This is a genomic window from Puia sp. P3, from assembly GCF_050632245.1.
Taxonomy (GTDB): domain Bacteria; phylum Bacteroidota; class Bacteroidia; order Chitinophagales; family Chitinophagaceae; genus Puia.
Window position 1 is genome coordinate 1,572,877 of the sequence record NZ_CP192583.1, and the last position, 23,399, is coordinate 1,596,275.

Here is a 23,399-nt window from a genome sequence, read left to right on the forward strand (position 1 = left end):
GATCCGTCGAGCTGGTGGCTATGCGCGGGGAGCTCGCGAAGGACCTGGCTGCGCTGCCGCTGGTGGAGAAGGTCTACCCCAGCGATGCCAATTTCCTGCTGGTAAAGATGGAGAATGCCCGTGGGGTTTATGAGCGGCTGCTGGAAGATGGGATAGTTCTCCGGGACCGCAGCAAGGTGGAACTTTGTCAGGGTTGTCTTCGTATAACGGTGGGTACGGAAAAAGAGAATCAGGAGTTGCTGAAGGCGCTTGCCAAAATGGGATAGTCAATTGCCAAGATAAGATAAAAATTAGTGAGGCTGTACGTGGATGAGCGGTCCGGCAAATAAGATTTTTTCAACTAAATTACATCCTGTTAATTCAGTTAATTCATCATCCATGCAACAATTCATCAAGAAAGAAATTTTCCGGAAAGCCGCTGGTATTACGGCTGGTTTATTCTGACGGGCCTGGTCGGCCTGGCCAATGGTGACGGCGGCGGTGCTAAAAGGCAGCCTGCTAAAACCGCGGATGCCGCCAGCCAGCTGAAGCTGCCAAAGGGTTTTTCGGCTGTAGCTGTGTCAGAGCATTTTGGGCGGACGCGGCATATCGTTGTGGCGCCGAACGGGGTCGTTTTTGTCAAGCTGAGCAAGTTGAAGGACGGAAAGGGCATCTGGCGTCTGGTCGATAAGAATGGCGACGGCAAGGCGGATGACAGCACGGGCTTCGGCGGCTATACGGGTACGGGGATCGCTATCAGCAGGGGATATCTGTACGCGAGCTCCAATGAGGAGATCTACCGCTATAAATTAGACGACAAGTTCAATGTCGTCAATCCCAATCAGCCCGAGAAGATCGTCACCGGTCTGCTGGATCGCGGGGAGCACAATACCAAATCGATCGCGCTGGACGGGAAAGGCAATATCTATGTCAATATCGGCGCTTATTCCAACGCCTGCCAGATGAAGGACAGGACGAAGGGGTCTCCGGGTATGAAGCCCTGCCCGATACTGGACTCTGCGGGAGGGATATGGAAATTCAAAGAAGACAAGGCGAACCAGACCTACGGTGATGGTGAACGTTATGCTACCGGTCTCCGGAATGTGGTAGGCCTGGACTGGAATACGGCAACCAATTCACTGTTCGTCATGCAGCACGGCCGTGACCAGCTGCACGATCTTTTCCCTGATATATGGGATACGAAGCAGAGTGCGGAAGCTGCCGGCGGAGTGTATGTATGAACTGCACCAGGGCTCCAATTGCGGATGGCCGTATATTTTCTACGACGAGTTCCAGCATAAGAAGATACTGGCGCCCGAATTTGGCGGCGACGGGAAGAAGACGGCGGGTGAAGATGCGCAGGACCCCGTAGCGGCTTATCCGGGTCATATGGCTCCCAATGGGCTGCTGTTCTATACCGGCAGTCAGTTTCCCGAGAAATACAAGAACGGCGCGTTTATCGCCTTTCACGGCAGTTGGAACAGGGCTCCGGAGCCGCAGAAAGGTTATTTTGTAGTTTTCCAGCCTTTCAAGGACGGCAAGCCCAGCGGCGACTGGGAGGTGTTTGCGGACAATTTCTCGGGCGGGCCGGAAAAAGCGGCTTCCGGACGGGTGGACTATCGTCCCTGCGGACTGGCGCAAGGCCCCGATGGAGCGCTCTATGTTACGGACGATACCAAAGGCGGGATCTGGAAGATATCGTATAAAAAATAATCTCTTACATGCAAAAGAATCTATTTATCGCATTGACCGGCGGCCTGTTCGTGCTGGCCACGGTATTGATGTCGCAAACGAAGAAGCCGGCGGCAAAGCCGGGCGGTTCGGGTGGTCTTCAGGCCTCCGTTACCCGGGGAAAACAGGTGTATCTCGAGCAGTGTCTGGCCTGTCATCAGGTGGACGGACTGGGGGTGCAGGGGATGAATCCGCCGCTGGCGAAGACAAAATTTGTGATGGGAGATAAGAAGGCGCTGGTGAAGATCGTGCTGACGGGTATGCAGGGCGTGGAAGCTGGAGGGGAGGAATACCATGGCGTGATGGCGCCGCATCCAGATCTTACGGATCAGCAGATCGCGGATGTGCTGACCTATGTGAGGAATAGTTTTGGCAATAAGGCCACGGCTGTGACGCCCGGGGAAGTAAAGGCGGTGAGAGCGGCGAATCCACCTCCGGCGCAATAGTAGGGAAGGCGAAAAATTATCGGGGGTATTGCAGATTTTCTGCGATACCCTTTTTGTTTTGCCGTAGTTTTGGACCCAAATGAAGCGTATTTTATTTATCGACAGGGATGGTACCCTGATCAAAGAGGCTCCGCCGACCTACCAGATCGATTCTTTCGAGAAGCTGGAATTTTACTCCGGATATGTTTGAGTATATGAGCCGGATCGCCAGGGAGTTCGACTATGAGTTGCTGATGGTGACCAATCAGGACGGGCTGGGGACGGCTTCGTTTCCGGAGGACAGTTTTTGGCCGGTGCAGAATTTTGTGCTGAAGACCCTGGAAGGAGAGGGGGTAAAGTTTAGCGGGGTCTTTATCGACAAGAGTTTCCCGGAGGAAGGGAAGGCGACTCGCAAGCCGGGGACGGAGATGCTGACGAAGTATCTCAATAATCCCGACTATGACCTGGCGAATTCCTTTGTGATCGGGGACCGGATCACCGACGTGCAGCTGGCGAAGAATTTGGGGTGCAAGGCGATATGGCTGAAGATCGATGAGACTCTTGGAGGGTCGGAGATCAGCGACTCGCGGAGTGCACTGGAGGGGTCCATCGCGCTGGAGACGCCGCACTGGAGCAAGATATATGAATTCCTCCGGCTGGGGCTTCGCAGGGTGGTACACGAGCGGAATACGAGCGAGACGCAGATAAAGATCGACCTGAATGTCGACGGCGGCGGCAAGTCGACGATCATCACCGGGCTGGGGTTTTTCGATCATATGCTGGAGCAGATCGCGAAGCACGGGAAGATGGACCTCGCAATCCGGGTCAATGGCGACCTGCATATCGACGAGCACCATACCATCGAGGATACGGGTATTGCGCTGGGCGAGGCGTTTGCGAAAGCGCTGGCGGACAAGCGCGGGATGGAGCGGTATGGGTTTGCGCTGCCGATGGATGAGGCGGATGCGAAGGTGCTGATCGATTTCGGAGGCCGCAACTGGATCGTGTGGGATGCGGAGTTCAGGAGGGAGTTGATCGGCGAGGTGCCGACGGAGATGTTCTTTCATTTTTCAAGTCGTTCACGGACGGGGCGAGGTGCAATCTGAATGTTGAGTGCAAGGGGGAGAACGAGCACCACAAGATAGAGGCGATCTTCAAGGCCTTTGCCAAGGCCATACGAATGGCGGTTAAGCGGGATCCGCTGAGTAATTATCTGCCGAGTACGAAGGGCGTATTATAGTCGGAAGAAGATCTTTTTCCGGTAGAGGAAATAGCACAATCCCCACTCGCAGGCGAAGATGGTGAGTGAGGTGATGACGGCACTGAGGACGGAGGGAGTGTTTATTAGTTGGAGGAGGCCGCCTGTGATGGCCGCGGCATAGCCGTTAAACCAGCGGTGTCCTACGATCTCGAAGAAAAGATAGATGAAGATCGAGTTCATGCCGATGATGGTGAAAAATTTCAGGTGGCGGCGGTGGTCTTTTATGTCGATATACCAGTAACAGAATGCCAGAACCAGCAGGCTATAGCCGAGCGAGGCGATAGTGAAGGAAGACGTAGCGATGCGTTTAATGATGGGCGTGACATTGCACCAGTCGAGGATATAGCCGAAGAGCAGGGTGGAGACTCCCCATAGAATGAGGGATCGGGTCTTGTGGGGTTTTTGACCGAGGAGAAGTTTTCCAGCCATGGCGCCGCCGATGGTGTGTACGGAGGTGGGGATGCAGTTGATGGCGACCCAGCCGCCGTGGTTGATCTTGTTCATCAGCAGGAGGTCCATATAGTTGCCGAAGTTGTGCTGGTCGGTGAAGGGTTGGTCGAAACCGGGGACATGGGTCAGGCGATAGAGGGCTTCGGTCAGGAGGAGCAGGGCTATGCAGGCGATGATCTGCGCCGTCATAGTCCAGCGGTAGATGACGAAGGCGATCAATGTTGTGAAGGACAGTTGCGTCAGCACGTCCCAGAGCTCGAAGGACAGGCCCGATTTTCTAACAGCGTAGTCGAGCACTCCCCAGAAGAATAACCAGCCGCATCTTTTCAACGTTTTTTTAAAGGACTGGCCCCAGGTCATTCCATTCTGACCTTGTTTTTCGAGGGAAAAAGCCATGGCTGCGCCTGCCATAAACATGAAGGCGGGCTGTACGAGGTCCCATGCGCGGAGGCCGTGCCAGGGGTGGTGGGAGAGTTGTTGAACGATGGGGAAGAAGGGGGTGTTTTCGGTGGTCTGTGAAAGGGATTCGTAGAGGCCGGCGGCTTCGAGGGCGAGCAGCACCATGATGAGGCCGCGCATGAAATCGAGGGATAGCAGGCGTTGCGGGGTTGTTGGGATTGGCATCATTAAAAATAAAAAAATTTGGCGATTTGGGTTTTGACCATGATATTTGCCTTGCAATGAAAAATAATTTTATTCAACAAGTGGTGGTGGCATACTAGTCTCAAGCGGGGCAAGTAATGCTATTACTATAGGATTACCATATTTCGGGCCCCGAGTTTCGGGGCCTTTTTGTTTTTATCGCCGAACGGGGAAGCCGGACGGTTAAAAATCCGCCGGAGCAATCGGCGGGGCCAAATGACTGAGAATGAAAAAGATAGCCATCAAGACCCAATGTAAGAAGCTGCTCTCGGATATCTATACGCCGGTAGGCATTTACCTGCGGCTGAGGGACCGGTTCCGCGACACCATCCTGCTGGAAAGCACGGACTATCATGCGGCGGAGAACAGCTATTCCTTTATCTGTATCAACGCCATCGCGGGTATGGAGATCACGGACACCAGGAGCATCGAGTTCAAGCTGCCGGGGCAGAAGCCGGAGCGGACGCCATTGCAGCAGCTTTCCGATACGCCCCGGCTGCTGTGGGAGTTCATGCAGCGCTTCGAGGTGGAGGCCGCGGGAGAGAGACCGGTGAGGGTAGCGCAGGGGTTGTTCGGGTATACGACTTTTGACGCGGTGCAGTTCTTCGATACGATAAAATTTAGTGAGAAGAATGGGACTGCCGGGGCTATCCCGCTGATGCGCTACCGGTTGTATCAGTATGTTCTGGCCATCAACCATTTTAAGGACGAAATATACATTTGCGAGAACAAGATCGCCGGCGTCGAGTCGGAGCTTCAGGTGGTGGAGTCGCTGATCAGAAGCAAGGATGTCCCTGTCTATCCTTTCCAGCCGAAAGGAGAGGAGAGCTCGAATATGACGGATGAACAGTACCGGGAGATGGTGAGAAAGGGTATCGCCAGTTGCCTGCGGGGGGATGTGTTCCAGATCGTGCTCAGCCGGAGGTTTCAACAATCGTTCAGCGGCGATGAGTTCAATGTATATCGCGCACTGAGGAATATCAATCCTTCGCCCTATCTCTTCTTTTTCGACTATGGTGACTACAAGCTGATGGGGTCTTCTCCCGAGTCGCAGCTGATCCTGCAGAACGGGGAGGCGGTCGTTCACCCGATCGCGGGGACGTTCAAGCGCAGCGGAGACGATGCCACCGACCGGCTGACGGCGGACAGGCTGCTGACGGACGCCAAGGAGAATGCCGAGCACGTGATGCTGGTGGATCTGGCACGGAATGACCTGAGCCGCAACTGCGACGACGTAAAGGTGGCGCACTACAGACAGGTGCAGTACTACTCTCACGTCATCCATCTGGTAAGCGAGGTGCGGGGGATGCTGAGGCAGGGGTATAATCCTTTTGAGCTGCTGGCTACTACTTTTCCCGCGGGGACGCTGAGCGGGGCTCCTAAGTTCAAGGCGATGGAACTGATCGACTCCTATGAACCGACTGCCCGCAGCTATTATGGCGGTTGTATCGGGTACATCGGGTTCGACGGCAGTTGCAATCATGCGATCATGATCCGCAGTCTGCTAAGCCGGAATAATACGCTGATCTATCAGGCCGGTGCTGGTGTTGTGGCGGCCAGCCAGCCGGAAAGCGAATTACAGGAAGTAAACAATAAGTTGGGTGCGTTAAAGTCTGCCATTCTTTACGCGGCTCAAATCACCGAATATAAATAAACGTGATGCGCATACTCGTGTTCGACAACTACGACTCTTTTACGTATAACCTGGTACATCTGGTGGAGAAGCTGCTGCAGCAGAAGGTCGAAGTCCATCGCAATGATCGGATTCCCCTCGAGAAAGTAAAGGAATACGACAAGATCATCCTCTCTCCGGGGCCCGGCGTCCCTTCCGAAGCGGGATTGCTGCTGCCGCTGATCAGGGAATATGCCGCGTCGAAGTCCATTCTCGGCGTTTGTCTGGGGCATCAGGCGATCGGAGAGGCCTTTGGGGGAAAGCTTGTAAACCTGAGCACCGTCTATCATGGGGTGGCGACGCCGGTGAAGGTGCTGAAGCCGGGGGCGCTGTTCGAAGGGCTGCCGGAAACTTTGGAAGTGGGTCGTTATCACAGCTGGGTGGTAAGTGACGAAGGTTGGCCGGAGGAACTGGAAGTAACGGCGCGGGACGAGAAAGGAATGGTGATGGGCCTGCGTCATAAGCAACTGGACGTGCAGGGTGTTCAGTTCCATCCGGAGAGCGTCCTGACGCCGCTGGGAGAAAAGATATTGGCTAACTGGTTAAAGAATTAAGAGCGATGAAAAAGATACTACAATTTTTATTCGAACATAAGACGCTGGATCGCGGGCAGGCGAAGGATGTGCTGGCGCGCATAGCAAGGGGCGAGTTCAACGAAAGCGAGCTGGCGGCCTTTATTACCGTCTACCTGATGCGGAGCGTTACGATCGAGGAGCTGCAGGGCTTCAGGGATGCGCTGCTCGAACTGTGTGTGCGCGTAGACCTGGACGGACATGAGACCGTCGATATCGTCGGCACGGGTGGCGACGGGAAGAATACGTTCAATATTTCTACGCTGGCCTGTTTTATCGTTGCGGGTGCGGGGCATAAGGTCGCCAAACACGGCAACTACGGGGCGACCTCCATCAGCGGCGCCTCCAATGTGATGGAGCAGCTGGGTTATAAGCATAAGAACGATGCCGGCAGGCTTCGGCGGGAGGTGGAGGAGGCGGGCATCTGCTTCCTGCACGCACCGCTGTTTCATCCGGCGCTGAAGACGGTGGGACCGATCCGCAAGAACCTCGGGATCCGGACTTTTTCAACGTGCTGGGGCCGATGGTCAATCCGGCCTTTCCCGCGACACAGCTGATCGGGGTCTATAACCTGGAAATGGCGAGGATCTATAATTATTTGCTGCAGCAGACGGAGGGAAGGTTTACGATCATCCATTCGCTGGACGGGTATGACGAGATATCGCTGACGGGGGATACGAAGGTTATTACCAACAAGGGAGAAAAGATCATGACGCCGGAAGAATTAGGAAAGAGAATGGTAAATGCTACCGATATTTATGGAGGCAATACGGTGGAAGAGGCGGCGAAGCTGTTTGTGAAGATCCTCAGCGGAGAAGGCAGCTGGGCGCAGAATGCGGTAGTGATCGCTAATGCGGCGATGGCTCTTTTTCGGGTGGAGGGTTCGATAGTTATGCTGCGGCATACGCCGCGGCGGTGGAGAGTCTGGAGAGCAGGAAGGCTTATGGGGCTTTGGAAAAATTAATCGCATTACAATGAACATATTAGAGAAGATAATAGCATTTAAGAAGAGGGAAGTGGAGGAAAGGAGGGCGAGGGTGACGGTGAAAGAACTGGAGGGTATGGATGGATTTTCGCGGGAAGTGCTGTCTTTGAAAAAGTTTCTGACGGACCCGTCGAAGACAGGGATCATTGCGGAGTTCAAGCGGCGCAGCCTTCAAAGGGCGTGATCAATGACCGGGTGAGTGTGGAAGAGGTGACGGGAGGGTATGCGGCGGCGGGGGCCAGTTGTCTTTCGGTGCTGACGGATGAGGAGTTCTTTGGCGGGACGAGCGACGATCTGCGGGCTGCGAGGGTGAATGGTCTGCCTATTCTGCGAAAGGATTTTATGATCGATGAATACCAGATCGTCGAGGCGAGGGCGATAGGGGCGGATGTGATACTGCTGATCGCGGCCTGTCTTTCGCCGGAAGAAGTTAAGAGGCTGGCGCGATTTGCGGCGTCGCTGGGGCTGGAGGTGCTGCTGGAGATACATAACGAGGAGGAGCTGGGGCATATTTGTAACGAGACGCCGCTGGTCGGCGTCAACAACAGAGACCTGAAGACGTTCACGGTGGATATAGAGCGCTCGATACGATTGAGTAAGCAGATCCCGGCGGGGAAGCTGCTGATCGCGGAGAGCGGCATTAACGATACTGCTACGATACTACATATGAAAAAGGCCGGATTTCAAGGCTTCCTGGTGGGTGAGCATTTTATGAAGGAGAAGGATCCGGGGGCCGCATTTGCGGCATTTGTCGGAGAATTAACCAAAAACATATGAGAGTAAAAGTATGCGGAATGACCGAGCTCGATCAGGTCAAACAGCTGGACGCCCTGGGCGTGGATTTTGCCGGGTTCATCTTCTATCCGAAGTCGCCGAGGTATGTTGTCAGGCATCTGGCGGGCGAGCAGCTGAGGAAGGCGAAGCTGCGGATCGGCAAGGTCGGCGTATTTGTCAACGCCAGCTATGACGAGGTCATGAAACAGGTAGACGCATACGGGTTGGACATGGTGCAGCTGCACGGCGATGAGACGCCGCGTTTCTGCGAGCAGCTGGCCAATTATATTACGGTCGTCAAGGTATTCCGGCTGGGAGAGAACGATCCGATAGACTGGCTGGTCCGTCCTTATCAGGACTCCTGCGATATGTTTCTCTTCGACACGGAGGGGGTAGGGTATGGCGGTACGGGGAAGAAGTTCAACTGGGATACGCTGAAGCCGGCGCATATCGACAAGTTGTTCTTTCTGAGCGGGGGCATCGAGGCGGCGGACGTGGAGAAGCTGAAGGAGTTTGCCCGCGAACCTGTAGCACGGAAATTATTCGCGATAGACGTCAACAGTAAGTTCGAAACGAGTCCAGGAGTAAAGGATATGAAAAAGGTGAGGGCCCTGCTGGACAATATTAAAAATCCAAAAGTATAAATAACTTTTTATTATTATGAAGACGTATCAGTCTCCGGATGAACGGGGGTATTATGGAAAATTTGGAGGTGCATTCATTCCTGAAATGTTGTACCCGAATGTGGAAGAAGCTGCGGACCAGGTATCTGGAGATCATGCACGAGCCCGCGTTTCAAAATGAGTTTCAGTCGCTGCTGCGGGACTATGTGGGGAGGCCTTCTCCGCTGTATCTGGCGAAGCGGCTGAGTGCGATGTACAATACCCCAATATATCTGAAGCGGGAAGACCTGAACCATACGGGCGCGCACAAGATCAACAATACTATCGGTCAGATCCTGCTGGCGCAGCGGCTGGGCAAGCACCGGATCATTGCAGAGACGGGTGCCGGTCAGCACGGCGTGGCTACGGCTACGGTTTGTGCGCTGAAAGGGATCGAGTGTATCGTCTATATGGGAGAAAAGGATATCGAGCGGCAGGCGCCCAATGTTGCGCGGATGAAGATGCTGGGGGCAAAGGTGGTGCCGGCGACCAGTGGCAGCAAGACGCTGAAGGACGCTACCAATGAGGCGATCCGCGACTGGATCAACAATCCGGTGGACACCCACTATATCATCGGCAGCGTGGTGGGACCGCATCCCTATCCGGATATGGTGGCGCGTTTTCAGAGCGTGATCAGCGAAGAGATCAGGTGGCAGCTGAAGGAGAAGACGGGCAGCGAGCTGCCGACCCACGTGATCGCCTGTGTCGGCGGCGGCAGCAATGCTGCGGGAACCTTTTATCATTTTCTGGACGAGGGCAGCGTGGAGCTGATCGCCGTCGAGGCGGCCGGTCATGGCGTGAACAGCGGGATGAGCGCCGCGACGACGCAGCTGGGCAAGCCGGGGGTTTTGCATGGCAGCCGCAGCTATGTGATGCAGACGGAAGACGGGCAGGTCGTAGAGCCGCACAGCATTTCGGCGGGGCTCGATTATCCGGGTATCGGACCGCTGCACGCGCATTTGTTCGACAGCGGCAGGGGCACTTTTCTGAGCGCGACGGATGAGGAGGCGGTGAAGGCGGCATTCCTGCTGACGCGGCTGGAGGGTATTATCCCTGCGCTGGAGTCGGCGCATGCGCTGGCGGCCCTGGAGCAGCTGCAGCTGAATGAGAAGGATACGGTTGTGCTTTGTCTCAGCGGAAGAGGAGATAAGGATATGGGAACCTATATGAAAGTAATGGAGGAACAAACTATATGAGCAGGATATCAAAACTTTTTGCTGAAGCGGATCGCCCGGTATTGAATGTGTACTGTACGGCGGGTTTTCCGCATTTGGACAGCACGATGGAAGTGATCAGGGCGCTGGAGGACAACGGGGCCGACCTGATCGAGCTGGGGATGCCCTATAGTGATCCGCTGGCGGACGGTCCGGTGATACAGGCGAGCAGCACACAGGCTTTGGCCAATGGGATGACGATGGCGAAGCTGTTCGATCAGCTGAAAGGATTGAGGCCGGCTGTTGACGTGCCGGTATTGCTGATGGGATATATGAACCCGGTTCTGCAGTATGGCTTCGAGCGTTTTTGTGCCTCCTCGGCGGAGGTGGGTGTAGATGGACTGATCCTGCCTGATCTTCCGATCTACGAATTTGAAACGGAGTATGGGCCGGTGATGAAAAAATATGGTCTGGATTTTATTTTCCTGGTGACGCCCGAGACTTCGCCCGCGCGTATCCGGAAGGTGGACTCTCTGAGTACGGGCTTTCTCTATGCCGTCTCGTCTTCCTCCACTACGGGGAAGAATAAAGATATCAACGACCAGCAGGCCTATTTTCGGCGGCTGCAGGAAATGAATCTGCGGAATCCGGTGCTTGTCGGTTTTGGCATCCGGGATAAGGAAAGCTTTGCCGCGGCGACCCGGCATACCAGTGGCGCGATCATCGGGACGGCCTATATCCGGGCGCTGGAAGCCGGGCTTCCGGTGCAGGATGCGACGCGTAAATTTTTGAATGGCATATTAAAATAAGCTATGAATCTTGCTATCGTAAAGTATAATGCAGGTAATATCCGGTCGGTTCTTTATGCGCTGGAGCGTATCGGGAAAGAGGCCGTGGTGACGGATGACCCCGCGGAGATAAAGGCGGCGGATAAGGTCATATTCCCGGGAGTAGGCGAAGCGAGTACGGCGATGGGCTATCTGAAGGAAAGGGGGCTTGACGAGCTGATCAGGGGACTGCAACAACCGGTGCTGGGTATCTGTCTGGGGATGCAGCTGATGTGCAGCTATAGTGAAGAGAACGACACGGAGTGTCTGGGTATATTCCAGAATCAGGTACGCCGGTTCAACGGGGATGGGCTGAAGGTGCCGCAGATCGGCTGGAACAATATTTTCGGGCTTCGTTCGCCGTTGTTCGAAGGCGTGCCCGAGCAGAGCTTTTGCTATTTCGTGCACGGTTACTATGCCTCCAGCGGCGAGGATACCATTGCGTCTTCCGACTATGGACTGGTGTATAGTTCGGGGCTGCAGAAAGGGAATTTTTACGGAGTGCAGTTCCATCCGGAGAAGTCGGCGCAGGTGGGAGAGACGATACTTACCAATTTTATCGATAAAATTTAATTTTCAGATGGAGATCATTCCGGCAATTGATATAATAGATGGGAAATGCGTTCGTCTCACGCAGGGTGACTATGCGCAGAAAAAGATCTACAACGAGAACCCGCTGGAAGTGGCGATGGAATTCGAGGACGCGGGTTTGAAGCGTCTGCATCTGGTGGATCTGGACGGGGCTAAGGCGGGTGCGGTGAAGAACTGGAAGGTGCTGGAGAGACTGGCGGGGAAGACGGGACTGGTGATCGACTTTGGCGGCGGGATCAAGACGGAGGGGGATGTCAATATTGTGTTTAGCTCCGGGGCCGCGCTGGCCACTATCGGGAGCATTGCCGTGAAGAACGGGCCGCTCTTCGTGAGCTGGCTGGAGGAGTATGGGGCGGAGAAGTTCCTGCTGGGGGCGGATGTCCGCGACGAGAAGATAGCGGTGGGCGGATGGCTGGAGACGACGGACAGATGGGTCTATGATTTTATACAGGAGTTTCTGGAGAAGGGGGTGTCGCAGGTCTTTTGTACGGATGTGAGCAAGGATGGACTTTTGCAGGGGCCGTCGCTGGAGCTGTATAAAAATATAGTCGGGAAATTCCCGTCCCTTCATTTTATTGCGAGCGGGGGTGTGAGCTCCTTTGATGATGTGCTTCAACTGGAGGAGGTCGGGTGCAGCGGTGTAATTATCGGGAAGGCTATTTACGAAGGGCGTATTTCATTGAATCAATTAAAGAGTTATGCTGACTAAACGTATCATACCTTGTCTGGATATCAAAGACGGCCGAACGGTGAAGGGCGTCAATTTCGGAGAATATCCGGGATGCGGGCGATCCGGTGGAACTGGGGGCGTTGTATGCGCAGGAGGGGGCGGATGAGCTTGTCTTTCTGGATATCGCGGCGACGAATGAGCAGCGGAAGACGCTGCGGAAGCTGGTGAACAGGATCGCCCATCATATCAATATACCGTTTACGGTCGGTGGGGGTATCACGAGTGTCGACGACGTGAGCCTGCTGCTGCAGAACGGTGCAGACAAGATCTCGGTGAATACGTCTGCTTTCAAGCGGCCTGAGCTGGTGTCCGAAGCTGGCAAAGGAGTTCGGGAGTCAGTGCGTAGTGCTGGCCATCGATACGAAGCAGGAGGAGGACGGGCAGTGGTATGTCTATCTCAATGGCGGAAGGGTGAAGACGGAAATGCTCTGTACGGACTGGGCGAGGGAGGGAGTGAACAGGGGCGCTGGTGAGATCCTGCTGACTTCCATGAATAATGACGGCACAAAAAAAGGGTTCGCGCTGGATATAACGAGGGAACTGGCAGGTTCTTTGACGGTACCGGTAATAGCCTCGGGCGGCGGCGGGACGAAGGAGCATTTTGTCGACGTGCTGGGCGAGGGAAAGGCTGATGCCGCACTGGCCGCCAGCATTTTTCACTTTAAGGAAATTGGGATTCCGGAATTAAAAGGATATTTGCAGGAGCATAACATAACGGTTCGAATATGAATAGTTTGCAGATCGATTTTAAGAAATCGCCCGACGGGCTGGTACCGGCAGTGGTCCAGGATGTGGACACGGGCAAGGTATTGATGCTGGGGTATATGAATGTGGAAGCGCTCGAGCAGACGCAGAGGGAGGGGAAGGTGACATTCTTCAGCCGCAGCAAGCAGCGGTTGTGGACGAAGGGGGAGGAGAGCGGTAATTATCTGCTGGTTAAGCAAATTGCGGTGGATTGTGATCAGGACAGTTTGCTGATCAAGGCCGAGCCGCTGGGGCCAGTATGTCATACAGGAGCGGACACGTGCTGGGACGAAAAGAACCACCGGGAGGATTTTCTGGCCTGTCTGGAGGAGACTATCGCCGAACGGCGGCTGCACGGGGACCCGGAAAACTCTTATGTGGCACGTCTTTTTGGCAAGGGAATCAATAAGATAGCGCAGAAGGTAGGGGAAGAGGCCGTCGAGCTGGTGATCGAGTCGAAAGATCATGACGACGGTCTTTTTCTGAATGAGGCGGCGGACCTGCTTTTCCACTATTTGATCCTTCTTAACGCAAAAGGGTATAACTTACAGGACGTAACAAATGTGTTGCGGGAGAGACATAAAAATTAGAGTTAATATGAAATTATTTCTTAGTGTGCTGGTGGCGCTGCCGGTGTTGGCGATGGCGCAGGCGGGCGGTTCGGGCGGTAACGGATTTACAATCAGCGGGAGCGTAAAAGGTGCGGCGGAGAACACAAAAGTGTCGTTGACCGATGGCTCCAATCCTACGGATACGGTTGCATCGACGGTGGTAAAGGACGGCAAGTTCACGCTGAAGGGACATGTATCGGAGCCCAACCTTTACGAACTGAATTTTGTTGGGCAGGGGAAGAAGGCCCCGCTGTTCATGGGTAATGATAAGATGTCGGTCTCGGGTTCGACGGAGGATATGAAGGAACTGAAGGTGAGTGGTTCTGCGTCGAATGACGATTTTATGGAATTTCAGAAGATGTTCAATCCTTATTTCGTGCGGCTGAATTCCGTCATGGCACAGGCGAATTCCCCGGCAGGAGTGACGAAGAAAGACTCGCTTTTCAGTGAGTACAAGAAGCTCACCGATAGCATTTTCAAGCAGATCGACGGGTTTGTGGACAGGAAGAAATCGTCCTATGTTACTCCCTTTGTGCTGGTGGTCGTGAATCAGCTGACGGAAGACGCGGCGGCGCAGGACAGGCGTCTGCATTCGCTGTCTCCGGAGATTCAGAAAGGATATTACGCACAATATCTGCAGAAGATGGTAGACGACGCGAAGATCGGTGCGGTTGGGACCGAGGCGCTTGATTTCACGCAGAACGATACGTCCGGTCATGCGGTCACGCTTTCCTCTTTCAGGGGGAAATATGTGCTGGTCGATTTCTGGGCCAGTTGGTGCGGTCCTTGCCGGATGGAGAATCCGAATGTGGTGAATATGTATCAGAAGTTCAAGGGTAAGAATTTTACAGTACTCGGCGTTTCGCTGGATAAGTCGAAGGAACCGTGGGTCAAGGCGATCAAGGATGACGGGTTGGCGTGGACGCAGGTCAGTGACCTGAAATACTGGTATAATGAGGCCGCGGCCAAATATCATATTCAGAGTATCCCGCAGAATCTGCTGGTGGATCCGAATGGAAAGATAGTGGGACGTAATTTGAGGGGGCCGGATTTGCAGGCGAGGTTGTGTGAATTGCTGGGATGTAATTAAAGAGATGGAGGGGCCGGGTGACCGGCCCCTTTTTATTAGTTGATGTGTTTTAGTTAATGTCTTTTCCCTGCTGCAGCATCGGCAGCAATTTTTCAATATTGGTTTTATTGAGACCGTCGGGCGCCTGTGCCTGTGCTTTTTTGAGGTAATCGAGGGCTTTTTTGTAGTCTCCGGTTGCGGAGTAGGCGCGGGCCATGCCCATATTTGTCGTGAATTCGTTGGGGTGTTTGTCGTAGTTGAGCTTGAAGGCGTCGAAGGCTTCCTTTGGCATTTTTCGGGTGATCAGCTGTCGGGCGTATTGGTGGACTTCGATGACTTTGCCGATGGGGAGCGCTTCTTTCATTACGGCGTCAGCTTCTTCTTTCCGGTTGAGGAGGGTCAGCACCTGGGCTTTGGTGGAAAGGCTGGTGAAATTTCTGTCGCCGACGACGTTGGGGTTGGTGGCGGAGTCGGCCCAGGCGAGTCCTTCTTCGAGGTCGGTGTTGTGTTGTACGCAGAAGAGGGCGGCCTGGTTCCATGCGTTCCAGTTGAAGCCTTTGTCTGTGCGCAGTTCGCGGCGGAAGGATTCCAGTTGCGTTTTGACGTAGTCGACCTCGACTTTGAAGGGTATGCTCAACTTTTCCCATTCGAGGGCGACGGTAGCGGAATTTTCTTTCTGGTCCAGGAATTCATAGCGGAGCCATTCCACTTCTTTATCCATTGGTACGGGTTTGACGGTGACGCGGAGGGCGTCTTCTTTCTGATCGTAGAAGAAGCTGCCCCATGAGCTGCTGTTATGGGAGAAGATCAGCGTACATTCCATGGGGCTGTAGGCGATGAAGAAGCCGTATTTGCCGGCGGGCAGGGGTTTGCCTTCGACTGTGACGTCGGTGGAGAACTCGATGGTAGTGTTCTCGTTGGCGCCCGCGCGCCATGGTGCGGCTTTGCTGGTGCCGTAGCCCTGATACGTATATCCTTCGGGGACAAGTTTGCCCCATATTTGTCCTTCGCGGCCTTTGACGCCAGGGCGGTCGTAGTGCAGCGTTATGTCGGTGATGCCTATGCGCTCTGTGACGGCTGCTTTTTTATTTCCTCCGCTGGGGAGGGATGTGAGCTGGGCTTTCGCTACTGTAAGGAATAGCGTCAGCGCGAGGCTGATGGCGAGGTTTTTCTCATAGTGAAGCGATTTTGGTTGGGATAAATGTAGGGTTTACCCGCCCGGGGAGAGGGGAATTTACACCGAAGGCGGAAAAAGCACTATTGTAGCTGTCGTTTGTAGAGTTGAATGGTATTCTCGTAGCCAAGGTAGAGGGCATCGCAGATGAGGGCGTGGCCGATGGAGACTTCGTCGAGGCCTGGATATTGCGGGCGAAGAAGTTGAGGTTGTGGAGGTCGAGGTCGTGGCCGGCGTTGAGGCCGAGGCCTGATTTGACGGCGCATTCGGCGGCGCTGCGGTAGGGGGCGATGGCTTTTTCCCGGTCTTCGTGGTACTGGTGCGCGTAGGCTTCGGTGTAGAGTTCGACGCGGTCGGCGCCGGTGGCGGCGGCGCCTTCGACCATGGCGATCACGGGGTCGACGAAGAGAGAAACGCGGATCCCTGCTTTTTGGAAAGTAGAGACGATGTCGGTGAGGTAGATCCTGTGGCGGATGGTATCCCAGCCGTGGTTGGAGGTTATCTGTCCGAGTGCGTCGGGGACGAGGGTGACCTGGGTGGGGCGGACGTCGAGGACGAGGTCGACGAATTTTTGTTCCTGGGAGTTGCCTTCGATATTGAACTCGGTGGTAATGATCTTTTTGATGGCGTAGACGTCGGCATAGCGGATATGGCGTTCATCGGGCCGGGGGTGGACGGTGACGCCGTCGGCGCCGAATAGCTGCGCGTCCACTGCTGCTTTGACTACGTCGGGGTTGTTGCCGCCGCGGCTGTTGCGGAGGGTGGCAAATTTGTTGATATTGACCGAGAGTTTTGTCATGGGGCAAAGGTAAGGGCGGGGCGTCTTCTCCGGGTTAGAAAAAATAATGTACCGGTATATACCAGTTCGGAAAGAAGGTGATATATTTATACCATGAAAGGGAAATCTGTAACGGACCTGATCCGGATCGATCCGGCGCTGACGACGCCTGTCTACAGACAGATAGTCCAGTCGATCGCGCGGAATATCGATAGCGGCGTGCTGAACAAGGACGATATGCTGCCGTCTGTGAATCAGATAGCCGCCGAGTTCTCGCTGGCCCGGGGTCTGTGTTCACGGCTTACAATGAGTTGAGGAGTTCGGGGATCATCGATAGTATTCCCGGGAAGGGGTATTTTGTTTTGAGTACCGAGACGCGGCAGAAGAAGAAGATATTTTTACTGTTCAGTACGTTTACTCCATACAAAGAGATTCTGTACAATGCCTTGCGCGGCCATTTGCCAGAGGGTTGCGCGCTGGATATCTATTTCCATCACCACAATTTTCAGATGTTTGGGACGCTGATCAGGGAGCAGTCGGCGTACTACAACAGTTTTGTCATCATGCCGGAGGTGCATGACGGTACACTGGGGGTGTTGTCGAAGCTGGATCTTAAATATACGTTTTTGCTGGATGTTGGGTTAAGGGAATATCAGGAACACTATCCCGGCGTCTATCAGAACTTTGAAAAGGATATCTATTCGATCCTGATGGATTCCGTGGAGCTGGTGAGGAAGTACGAACGGTTATTCCCGGTCTTTCCGGAGGGGTTTCGGACGAGGGATATCATTACCGGTTTTCAAAAGTTTGGGAGGAAGAAGGTGGTGCCTTGCGAGGTGAAGGGGGCTGTGACAGCGGGTGATGTCCGGAAGGGGGATGCATTTATCGTGATCGACGACAATAGTCTGGTGGATGTGATGCAGGTGGCGACGCAGAAGGGCTGGCAGTTGGGTAAGGATATCGGCGTTATTTCGTATAACGAGACTCCATTGAAGAGTGTGATCGGCAATGGGATCACGACGATCACGACCGATTTTGCGGCGATGGGGAGGACGATGGCGGAGATGGTTGTGTCGGGGAAGCGGGAGGTAGTGGAGAATCCTTTTGTGATGATCGATAGAAAATCTTTCTGATATGAATGGTATTGAAGGGGCGAGTCTATTTTTTGGTGGTGGGCGGTTGTCTGGCGGCCCGGTTGAGCGGTTGACGAGGCGGATCGGGGACCTGGGGGATATCTTCAGTGACAGCGAAGCCTATGCGCGGCTGCCGGTAGATCGGGTTGTTTATGAGGTAGAGTCGCATTTTCCTGTTGCGGGTGGAACGGAGGGAGGGTTGTTTGTTGGGATCACGTATATCCATCCGGGTAAGGTCGGGCAGGAATATTTTATGACTAAAGGGCATTTTCATGCCGTCAGGAACAGGGCGGAAGTGTATATCTGTATCGAAGGCGAGGGTATGCTGATCCTGATGAATGAGGATCATTCGCGGGTATGGGCGGAGAAGATGGAGCCGGGCAGCATCCATTATATCAACGGGCATGTGGCGCACCGAACGGCGAATACGGGCAGCGGCGTCCTGTCTTTTGGCGCTGTATGGCCTTCTGATGCGGGGCATGACTATCAGACCATCAGTGAAAAGGGGTTTTCGAAAATATTGGTTGAAAAGGATGGGGTGGCTACCCTGGTGAACAGACCATGAACAAACACTATATAGGTATCGATCTTGGGGGCACGCGTGTAAAACTGGGCCTGGTGACGGAGGGAAGGGTCGTGGCGCGAAGGATCATCCCGGCGTCCGACGGGCTGGAGTCGGGTTTACCGGTGATCCAGAGAGAGTGGATGGGCTTTTGCACGCGAATCAGGTGTCCCGGGCTTCGCTTGGAGGGATAGGACTTGCTTTTGCCGGTCTCGTGGATCCGTCTGAGCAGCGAATACTTTCGACCAACAAAAAATATGACGACGCGCTGGGAGCGGATCTACCGGGATGGGTGCGGCAGCACTGGGATGTTCCTTTTTATATGGACAATGACGCCCGGATGGCTGCCGTGGGAGAGTGGAAATACGGGGCCGGAAGGGATACCGACGACCTGGTGGTGATGACCATCGGCACGGGTATCGGGACGTCGGCGATCATCGGGGGACGGCTGCTCCGTGGGCGTCATTTTCAGGCGGGTGTTCTGGGCGGGCATATCTCCGTGCAGTATGAAGGACGGGACTGTACCTGCGGCAATAAAGGCTGCCTGGAAGCCTACGGTTCGACGTGGAGTCTGGCCGGGAGACTGGAAGGGATCGATGATTTCGAGGCGCTGTTTGCAGCGGCGGAAAAGCGGCAGGGCCGACGCGTTGCAGGTGAGGCAGGATTGTTATGATATTTGGTCTGCTGGGATCGTAAATCTGATACATGCCTATGATCCCGAAGTGGTGGTGCTGGGAGGGGGAGTGATGGCGAATGCCGAGCAGATATTGCCCTATCTGACGGAGAAGGTTCACCGGCGTGCCTGGTGTCCGTGGGGTAAGGTGAGCATAAGAATTACCCAATTACATAATGATGCGGGTGTATTGGGAATTACACATTGTTTGAGGGAAATTATATGAAATCAAATTACGATAAGAAGCCTTTTATACAGATGGAGGGTGGCCGATGCTGGCAAGGGTGGGAGGAAGTTGGAAAAGTTATTCGGATGCATGAGGAGAAAGTGATCGTCCCGGAAACCTATCCTGGAGTCCAGGATGAGGAGGTCGTTTCGAGGTTGCAGGAGGAATTGCCGGGGAGGTGGTATTTTACCGGGGATGCATTTTTGCCGGAAGAAGCAGTATCGAAGCTGGTGTATCCGGATGTGACGGATGACGAAGTCTTCGGCTATATAACAAGGCTATCCATGAAGGATTTCTTTGACCCTGTGCGGCTGCGCGCGATGCAGGAGGAGATTGCCCGGGATGCGGGGGCGTCTATGTCTATGGGCCGGGCGCATCGCTGGTTGCGGGGCGATGGGACTTACTGGTATATTTCGACATGCCCCGCTGGGAGGCGCAGCTGAGGTTTCGAAGGAATGAGATCGCGAATCTTGGGCTAACGGATAAGAATGTGAAGGCTTCGCTTCAGTACAAGCAGGCGTTCTTTGTGGACTGGCGGGTAGCGGATAAACATAAGAAGGAGTTGATGTATCGGTGGGACTTTGTGGTCGATACTACTGTTGCTGGTCAGCCTCGTATTGCAGCGGGGAATGCGTTGAACGACGCGTATGCGCTGGCTGTGCGGAGGCCTTTCAGGCTGGTGCCATTTTTTGATCCGGGGCCTTGGGGCGGGCAAGTGGATGAAGGGTGTTTGCGGCCTGGACGAGTCGCAGCCGAATTATGCCTGGTGTTTTGACTGTGTGCCGGAGGAGAACAGTCTGCTGATAAGATTTGGGGATATTTTTTTCGAGACGCCGGCGATCAATCTGGTGTTTGCGCAGGCGAGGGCGTTGCTGGGTGATGCGGTGCAGGCCCGGTTCGGAGACGAGTTTCCTATCCGGTTCGATTTTCTGGATACGATGGGAGGGGGAATCTGAGTCTTCAGGTACATCCGACGACTGAATATATCCGGGAGCATTTTGGAATGGACTACACGCAGGATGAAAGCTATTATATTTTGGATGCGCAGGAGGATGCGGTTGTTTATCTGGGATTGAAGGAGGAAGAGAGGTCCGGTGTGAAGGTGACTTTGCCCGGGGAGATGGTGGAAGCGCTGACGGCTGCGCAGGATGGGGGAAACCATTCGATGCCGAAAAGTTTGTGGGGAAGTGGCCGATAAAGAAGCATGACCATGTGCTGATACCGGCGGGGACCATACACTGTTCGGGGAAGAACAGCATGGTACTGGAGATCAGTGCGACGCCGTATATCTTCACCTTCAAGCTGTGGGACTGGGGCCGGATGGGGCTCGACGGTAAGCCGAGGCCGATCAATATCGGGCATGGGCAGAAGGTGATCAACTGGAGTCTTGGGCCAGAGCGGACGAAGAGGGAGCTGATCAATACGGTCTCGGTGGTAGACGAGGGACCGGGGTGGCGGGAGGAGCGTACGGGGCTGCACGAGCGGGAATTTATCGAGACGCGGAGGCACTGGTTTACCGGGAAGGTTGCGCATCATCCGGGAGGCAGCGTGAACGTGCTGAATCTGGTCGAGGGAAGAGAAGCGATAGTGGAAAGTCCTTCGGGCGCGTTTGAGGCATTTGTCGTTCACTATGCGGAAACCTTTGTCATACCGTCTGCGGTCGGAGAGTATACCATCCGTCCCTATGGGGAGGGCGAGGGGCAGCTATGTGCGACGATGAAGGCGTTTGTACGAAAGAATGCATAAATTATTTCTATGTCTAAATATGCCAGCAAACCTATCCCGCCGGAAAAGCCGGCTGTAGCGGTTGTCGAGAGGCCCTGGGGTTCTTTCAGGCAGTTTGCGAACAATGAGGACTGTACGGTGAGTCTGATGACGGTGCTGCCTGGACAGCGGCTCAGTCTTCAGTCGCATACCGGGCGTGCGGAGCTGTGGATCGTGATCGATGACGGCGCGGTGGTGCAGGTGGGAGACGTCGTTCGGGAGTGCCGGGCCGGGGAAGAGATATGGATACCTGTGAATGAGCGGCACCGCCTGAGCTGCGGCGGTGACAGTCCTGTCCGTGTACTGGAGGTGGCATTTGGCGACTGGCAACAAAACGATATCTGCCGATATGACGACGACTACCAACGCTGATAAGCGTACCAATTTTATCTGTCTGACGGTGGCCCTTGGCGGCCTGCTGTTTGGATTCGACACTGCTGTCATCTCCGGCGCTGTCGGGTTGATCAAGGCGCAGTATGTTCTTGATACGACCCGGGAAGGTTGGTTTGTGAGCAAGTGGTCTCGTAGGTTGTATTGCGGGTGTGCTGGTTACGGGGATGCTGAGCGACCGCATTGGGAGGAAGCGGACGATATTGCTTTCGGCGCTTGCATTTTTTGTTTCCGGTATCGGGTGTGGTGTCGCCGGCGGGTTTGGGGGGCTGGTGGCGGCCCGAATCGTTGGGGGTGTGGGGGTGGGTATGGCGTCGGTCATCTCTCCGATGCTGATCGCGGAGTTTGCGCCGGCGGACCGGAGGGGGAGGATGATCGCCTATTATCAGCTGGCCATTACCGTTGGGATCCTGCTGGCATACTGCTCGGATGCTTATTTTGTGGCGACGGTCGTGAAGGAGGCATGGCGGCCGATGTTCCTCGGCGATGGCGGGGCCGTCGGTGGTGTTTGTGCTGTTATTGCTGAGGGTCCCCGAGAGTCCGCGGTGGCTGGTAGCCAAGGGACAGAAGGAGAAGGCGCGGGAGGTGCTGAATCGTTTGCGTCCGGCGGCGGTTGCGGCGACGGAGTTCTCGCAGATCGTGGGGGCGGCTGCGAGGGACGGGGACAGGCGGGTCTCTTTGGCGATGGTGCGGTTGCCGCTGGTGATCGGGATCCTGCTGGCGGTCTTCCAGCAGTTCTCAGGGATCAACGCGATCATCTATTATGGGCCTAGTATTTTCGCGGCGGCGGGCATCGGGGGAGCAATGCGCTGATCTTTCAGGTGATCATCGGGGTTATCAATATGCTGTTTACGATAGTGGCGATCCGGTGGTGCGACAAATACGGCCGGAAATTTCTGCTGACGACGGGGTTGAGCGGGATCGTTCTTTCGCTGGTTCTGTGCGGTTTTCTGTTCTATACGGGACATACCCAGTGGTATTTTTTGCTCGTGTTGCTGCTCTTGTATATTGCCTGTTTTGCGTTCTCGCTGGGTCCTGTGACCTGGATCATCATCAACGAGATCTTTCCGACTCCGGTGCGGGTGCGGGCGGTTGCCGTCTGTACGATGGCGCTCTGGATCGCGGTTTGGGTGGTGGGGCAGTTCTTTCCGTGGATGCTGGCGAAGGCGGGTGCGGCGGTGACCTTTTGGCTGTTCGCGGGTTTTAGCCTGGCCAATTTTTTCTTCAGTTGGAGAGTGGTGAAGGAGACGAGTGGAAAGACTCTCGAGGAGATGGAGGAAATATTTGTATCGCCCCACTAGGGGGCGATACAATGGTATAGTTAGTTCAGATGAATCGTCGGGTTGCCATCGGACTGTTTGAAAACTTTTGTCTGATAGATCGATTCGCCTTCCGAGGTTTTAATATTGAGCTGATAGGTTCCGGGGATGAGGAGCTGGAGGTCGTTGAGGGGAATTCTGTTGATCCCGTTCCTGAGTCCTGCGCCGAGCATCCGGACTATCCTTCCTTCCGTTATGTCCGCGAGCAGGATGATGCAGTCAATTTCTTCGTCGCAAGTAATTTCAAGAATAATGTAATAGTCGAACGGATTCGGATAAACCGAAATTTCTTTTGCCATAACCATAATCCTGTAGTTTATCTGTGGTGATTGGAAACCCTGGTCACGACCCTTATGGGGATCAGTGCAGGCATTTTTTCTTTTGAAAACGCGGGAGTAAGGAGGATGGTAATTTGGTTGATGAGAGTCTTCATACTGTGCGGTTTACAGATATAAAGTCCAATTTGCTGCCAAAAAATAATGGGTTGGTTATGTGCGGGTT

The 23,399-nt window shown here is 54.4% G+C and carries 31 protein-coding genes and 5 pseudogenes; 31 read left to right on the top strand and 5 right to left on the bottom strand.

What is annotated here, in order from left to right; translation table 11 throughout:
• Positions 1 to 20 precede the first annotated feature (20 nt).
• The 5 genes and pseudogenes from ACQ86N_RS09345 (at position 21) to hisB (ending at position 3,375) form a co-directional block, all read left to right on the top strand.
• A complete protein-coding gene (locus tag ACQ86N_RS09345; protein WP_431214922.1) occupies positions 21 to 266 on the top strand; it encodes an aminotransferase class I/II-fold pyridoxal phosphate-dependent enzyme in 246 nt (81 codons plus the stop codon).
• Between the two features lie 291 nt (positions 267 to 557).
• Complete coding sequence (locus tag ACQ86N_RS09350) at positions 558 to 1,220, top strand: PQQ-dependent sugar dehydrogenase (RefSeq protein ID WP_431214923.1); 663 nt, start codon at positions 558 to 560, stop codon at positions 1,218 to 1,220.
• Complete coding sequence (locus ACQ86N_RS09355) at positions 1,213 to 1,692, top strand: PQQ-dependent sugar dehydrogenase (RefSeq protein ID WP_431214924.1); 480 nt, start codon at positions 1,213 to 1,215, stop codon at positions 1,690 to 1,692. Before ACQ86N_RS09350 ends, ACQ86N_RS09355 begins: the two co-directional genes overlap by 8 nt.
• Before the next feature lie 8 nt (positions 1,693 to 1,700).
• The gene (locus ACQ86N_RS09360; RefSeq protein WP_431214925.1) at positions 1,701 to 2,156 is read left to right on the top strand and encodes a c-type cytochrome; all 456 of its coding nucleotides are present in this window, start codon (positions 1,701 to 1,703) and stop codon (positions 2,154 to 2,156) included.
• Positions 2,157 to 2,389: 233 nt separating this feature from the next.
• A pseudogene (gene hisB / locus ACQ86N_RS09365) lies at positions 2,390 to 3,375 on the top strand (imidazoleglycerol-phosphate dehydratase HisB).
• On the opposite strand, the gene ACQ86N_RS09370 reads toward hisB, so the two are convergent.
• Positions 3,370 to 4,473 (bottom strand): acyltransferase family protein, encoded by a 1,104-nt coding sequence (locus ACQ86N_RS09370; protein ID WP_431214926.1) that lies wholly within the window; start codon positions 4,471 to 4,473, stop codon positions 3,370 to 3,372. The pseudogene hisB and the gene ACQ86N_RS09370 overlap by 6 nt on opposite strands.
• 241 nt (positions 4,474 to 4,714) lie before the next feature.
• Between ACQ86N_RS09370 and ACQ86N_RS09375 the strand changes: the two genes are divergently transcribed.
• The 13 genes and pseudogenes from ACQ86N_RS09375 to ACQ86N_RS09435 all read left to right on the top strand — a co-directional run bounded on the left by ACQ86N_RS09375 (position 4,715) and on the right by ACQ86N_RS09435 (position 14,900).
• Positions 4,715 to 6,142 (top strand): anthranilate synthase component I family protein, encoded by a 1,428-nt coding sequence (locus tag ACQ86N_RS09375; protein ID WP_431214927.1) that lies wholly within the window; start codon positions 4,715 to 4,717, stop codon positions 6,140 to 6,142.
• Positions 6,143 to 6,147: 5 nt separating this feature from the next.
• Positions 6,148 to 6,714, top strand: coding sequence for an anthranilate synthase component II (locus tag ACQ86N_RS09380; RefSeq protein WP_431214928.1), 567 nt, complete (start codon positions 6,148 to 6,150; stop codon positions 6,712 to 6,714).
• Between the two features lie 5 nt (positions 6,715 to 6,719).
• Positions 6,720 to 7,696: pseudogene (trpD, locus tag ACQ86N_RS09385) on the top strand (anthranilate phosphoribosyltransferase).
• Positions 7,697 to 7,706: 10 nt separating this feature from the next.
• Positions 7,707 to 7,901: a hypothetical protein gene (locus ACQ86N_RS09390; protein WP_431214929.1), complete on the top strand. Its 195-nt coding sequence runs from the start codon at positions 7,707 to 7,709 to the stop codon at positions 7,899 to 7,901.
• Positions 7,898 to 8,494, top strand: a complete 597-nt coding sequence (locus ACQ86N_RS09395) for an indole-3-glycerol phosphate synthase TrpC (protein ID WP_431214930.1) — start codon at positions 7,898 to 7,900, stop codon at positions 8,492 to 8,494. The genes ACQ86N_RS09390 and ACQ86N_RS09395 overlap by 4 nt, the downstream gene beginning before the upstream one ends.
• Positions 8,491 to 9,135 carry a phosphoribosylanthranilate isomerase gene (locus ACQ86N_RS09400; protein WP_431214931.1) on the top strand — a complete coding sequence of 215 codons (645 nt, stop codon included), beginning with the start codon at positions 8,491 to 8,493 and terminating at the stop codon, positions 9,133 to 9,135. The genes ACQ86N_RS09395 and ACQ86N_RS09400 overlap by 4 nt, the downstream gene beginning before the upstream one ends.
• Positions 9,136 to 9,188: 53 nt before the next feature.
• On the top strand, positions 9,189 to 10,349 hold the full coding sequence (trpB, locus tag ACQ86N_RS09405) for a tryptophan synthase subunit beta (RefSeq protein ID WP_431214932.1): 1,161 nt from the start codon (positions 9,189 to 9,191) through the stop codon (positions 10,347 to 10,349).
• A complete protein-coding gene (gene trpA / locus ACQ86N_RS09410) occupies positions 10,346 to 11,116 on the top strand; it encodes a tryptophan synthase subunit alpha (RefSeq protein WP_431214933.1) in 771 nt (256 codons plus the stop codon). The genes trpB and trpA overlap by 4 nt, the downstream gene beginning before the upstream one ends.
• A 3-nt stretch (positions 11,117 to 11,119) precedes the next feature.
• A complete protein-coding gene (gene hisH, locus ACQ86N_RS09415; RefSeq protein WP_431214934.1) occupies positions 11,120 to 11,707 on the top strand; it encodes an imidazole glycerol phosphate synthase subunit HisH in 588 nt (195 codons plus the stop codon).
• A 7-nt stretch (positions 11,708 to 11,714) separates the two neighbouring features.
• Positions 11,715 to 12,434: a 1-(5-phosphoribosyl)-5-[(5-phosphoribosylamino)methylideneamino]imidazole-4-carboxamide isomerase gene (gene hisA / locus ACQ86N_RS09420; protein ID WP_431214935.1), complete on the top strand. Its 720-nt coding sequence runs from the start codon at positions 11,715 to 11,717 to the stop codon at positions 12,432 to 12,434.
• Positions 12,435 to 12,520: 86 nt separating this feature from the next.
• Positions 12,521 to 13,184, top strand: a pseudogene (hisF, locus tag ACQ86N_RS09425) (imidazole glycerol phosphate synthase subunit HisF).
• Complete coding sequence (gene hisIE, locus ACQ86N_RS09430; protein ID WP_431214936.1) at positions 13,181 to 13,789, top strand: bifunctional phosphoribosyl-AMP cyclohydrolase/phosphoribosyl-ATP diphosphatase HisIE; 609 nt, start codon at positions 13,181 to 13,183, stop codon at positions 13,787 to 13,789. The pseudogene hisF and the gene hisIE overlap by 4 nt, the downstream one beginning before the upstream one ends.
• A gap of 7 nt (positions 13,790 to 13,796) precedes the next feature.
• Complete coding sequence (locus tag ACQ86N_RS09435) at positions 13,797 to 14,900, top strand: redoxin domain-containing protein (RefSeq protein ID WP_431214937.1); 1,104 nt, start codon at positions 13,797 to 13,799, stop codon at positions 14,898 to 14,900.
• A gap of 49 nt (positions 14,901 to 14,949) precedes the next feature.
• Here the strand turns inward: ACQ86N_RS09435 and ACQ86N_RS09440 are convergent, their stop codons facing one another.
• The 3 genes and pseudogenes from ACQ86N_RS09440 to ACQ86N_RS09450 form a co-directional block, all read right to left on the bottom strand.
• Positions 14,950 to 16,038, bottom strand: coding sequence for a DUF2911 domain-containing protein (locus ACQ86N_RS09440; protein WP_431217336.1), 1,089 nt, complete (start codon positions 16,036 to 16,038; stop codon positions 14,950 to 14,952).
• A gap of 98 nt (positions 16,039 to 16,136) precedes the next feature.
• A complete protein-coding gene (locus ACQ86N_RS09445) occupies positions 16,137 to 16,319 on the bottom strand; it encodes a pyridoxine 5'-phosphate synthase (RefSeq protein WP_431217337.1) in 183 nt (60 codons plus the stop codon).
• Positions 16,295 to 16,852, bottom strand: a pseudogene (locus ACQ86N_RS09450) (pyridoxine 5'-phosphate synthase); the annotation flags it as partial. The pseudogene ACQ86N_RS09450 and the gene ACQ86N_RS09445, both read right to left, overlap by 25 nt.
• Before the next feature lie 93 nt (positions 16,853 to 16,945).
• Between ACQ86N_RS09450 and ACQ86N_RS09455 the strand changes: the two are divergent.
• From ACQ86N_RS09455 to ACQ86N_RS09515, 13 genes and pseudogenes are all read left to right on the top strand, one after another.
• On the top strand, positions 16,946 to 17,146 hold the full coding sequence (locus tag ACQ86N_RS09455) for a GntR family transcriptional regulator (RefSeq protein ID WP_431214938.1): 201 nt from the start codon (positions 16,946 to 16,948) through the stop codon (positions 17,144 to 17,146).
• Positions 17,122 to 17,964, top strand: coding sequence for a substrate-binding domain-containing protein (locus ACQ86N_RS09460; RefSeq protein WP_431214939.1), 843 nt, complete (start codon positions 17,122 to 17,124; stop codon positions 17,962 to 17,964). Before ACQ86N_RS09455 ends, ACQ86N_RS09460 begins: the two co-directional genes overlap by 25 nt.
• A 1-nt stretch (position 17,965) precedes the next feature.
• Entirely contained in the window at positions 17,966 to 18,529 is a 564-nt protein-coding gene (locus ACQ86N_RS09465; protein WP_431214940.1) for a glucose-6-phosphate isomerase family protein, read from the top strand.
• A gap of 136 nt (positions 18,530 to 18,665) precedes the next feature.
• On the top strand, positions 18,666 to 19,199 hold the full coding sequence (locus tag ACQ86N_RS09470; RefSeq protein ID WP_431214941.1) for an ROK family protein: 534 nt from the start codon (positions 18,666 to 18,668) through the stop codon (positions 19,197 to 19,199).
• Entirely contained in the window at positions 19,123 to 19,425 is a 303-nt protein-coding gene (locus ACQ86N_RS09475) for an ROK family protein (RefSeq protein WP_431214942.1), read from the top strand. Before ACQ86N_RS09470 ends, ACQ86N_RS09475 begins: the two co-directional genes overlap by 77 nt.
• On the top strand, positions 19,422 to 19,868 hold the full coding sequence (locus tag ACQ86N_RS09480) for a hypothetical protein (protein WP_431214943.1): 447 nt from the start codon (positions 19,422 to 19,424) through the stop codon (positions 19,866 to 19,868). Before ACQ86N_RS09475 ends, ACQ86N_RS09480 begins: the two co-directional genes overlap by 4 nt.
• Before the next feature lie 204 nt (positions 19,869 to 20,072).
• Entirely contained in the window at positions 20,073 to 20,381 is a 309-nt protein-coding gene (locus tag ACQ86N_RS09485) for a hypothetical protein (RefSeq protein WP_431214944.1), read from the top strand.
• 47 nt (positions 20,382 to 20,428) lie between these two features.
• Complete coding sequence (locus ACQ86N_RS09490) at positions 20,429 to 20,623, top strand: hypothetical protein (RefSeq protein WP_431214945.1); 195 nt, start codon at positions 20,429 to 20,431, stop codon at positions 20,621 to 20,623.
• Positions 20,605 to 21,171, top strand: a complete 567-nt coding sequence (locus ACQ86N_RS09495) for a class I mannose-6-phosphate isomerase (protein ID WP_431214946.1) — start codon at positions 20,605 to 20,607, stop codon at positions 21,169 to 21,171. Before ACQ86N_RS09490 ends, ACQ86N_RS09495 begins: the two co-directional genes overlap by 19 nt.
• Before the next feature lie 9 nt (positions 21,172 to 21,180).
• Positions 21,181 to 21,561: a phosphomannose isomerase type II C-terminal cupin domain gene (locus ACQ86N_RS09500; protein ID WP_431214947.1), complete on the top strand. Its 381-nt coding sequence runs from the start codon at positions 21,181 to 21,183 to the stop codon at positions 21,559 to 21,561.
• A gap of 161 nt (positions 21,562 to 21,722) precedes the next feature.
• Positions 21,723 to 22,082 (top strand): annotated as a pseudogene (locus ACQ86N_RS09505) (MFS transporter); the annotation flags it as partial.
• On the top strand, positions 22,066 to 22,392 hold the full coding sequence (locus tag ACQ86N_RS09510) for an MFS transporter (protein ID WP_431214948.1): 327 nt from the start codon (positions 22,066 to 22,068) through the stop codon (positions 22,390 to 22,392). The pseudogene ACQ86N_RS09505 and the gene ACQ86N_RS09510, both read left to right, overlap by 17 nt.
• Positions 22,392 to 22,880: an MFS transporter gene (locus tag ACQ86N_RS09515; RefSeq protein ID WP_431217338.1), complete on the top strand. Its 489-nt coding sequence runs from the start codon at positions 22,392 to 22,394 to the stop codon at positions 22,878 to 22,880. Before ACQ86N_RS09510 ends, ACQ86N_RS09515 begins: the two co-directional genes overlap by 1 nt.
• Before the next feature lie 20 nt (positions 22,881 to 22,900).
• Here ACQ86N_RS09515 and ACQ86N_RS09520 read toward each other — a convergent pair whose 3' ends face one another.
• On the bottom strand, positions 22,901 to 23,197 hold the full coding sequence (locus ACQ86N_RS09520; RefSeq protein ID WP_431214949.1) for a T9SS type A sorting domain-containing protein: 297 nt from the start codon (positions 23,195 to 23,197) through the stop codon (positions 22,901 to 22,903).
• Positions 23,198 to 23,399 lie beyond the last annotated feature (202 nt).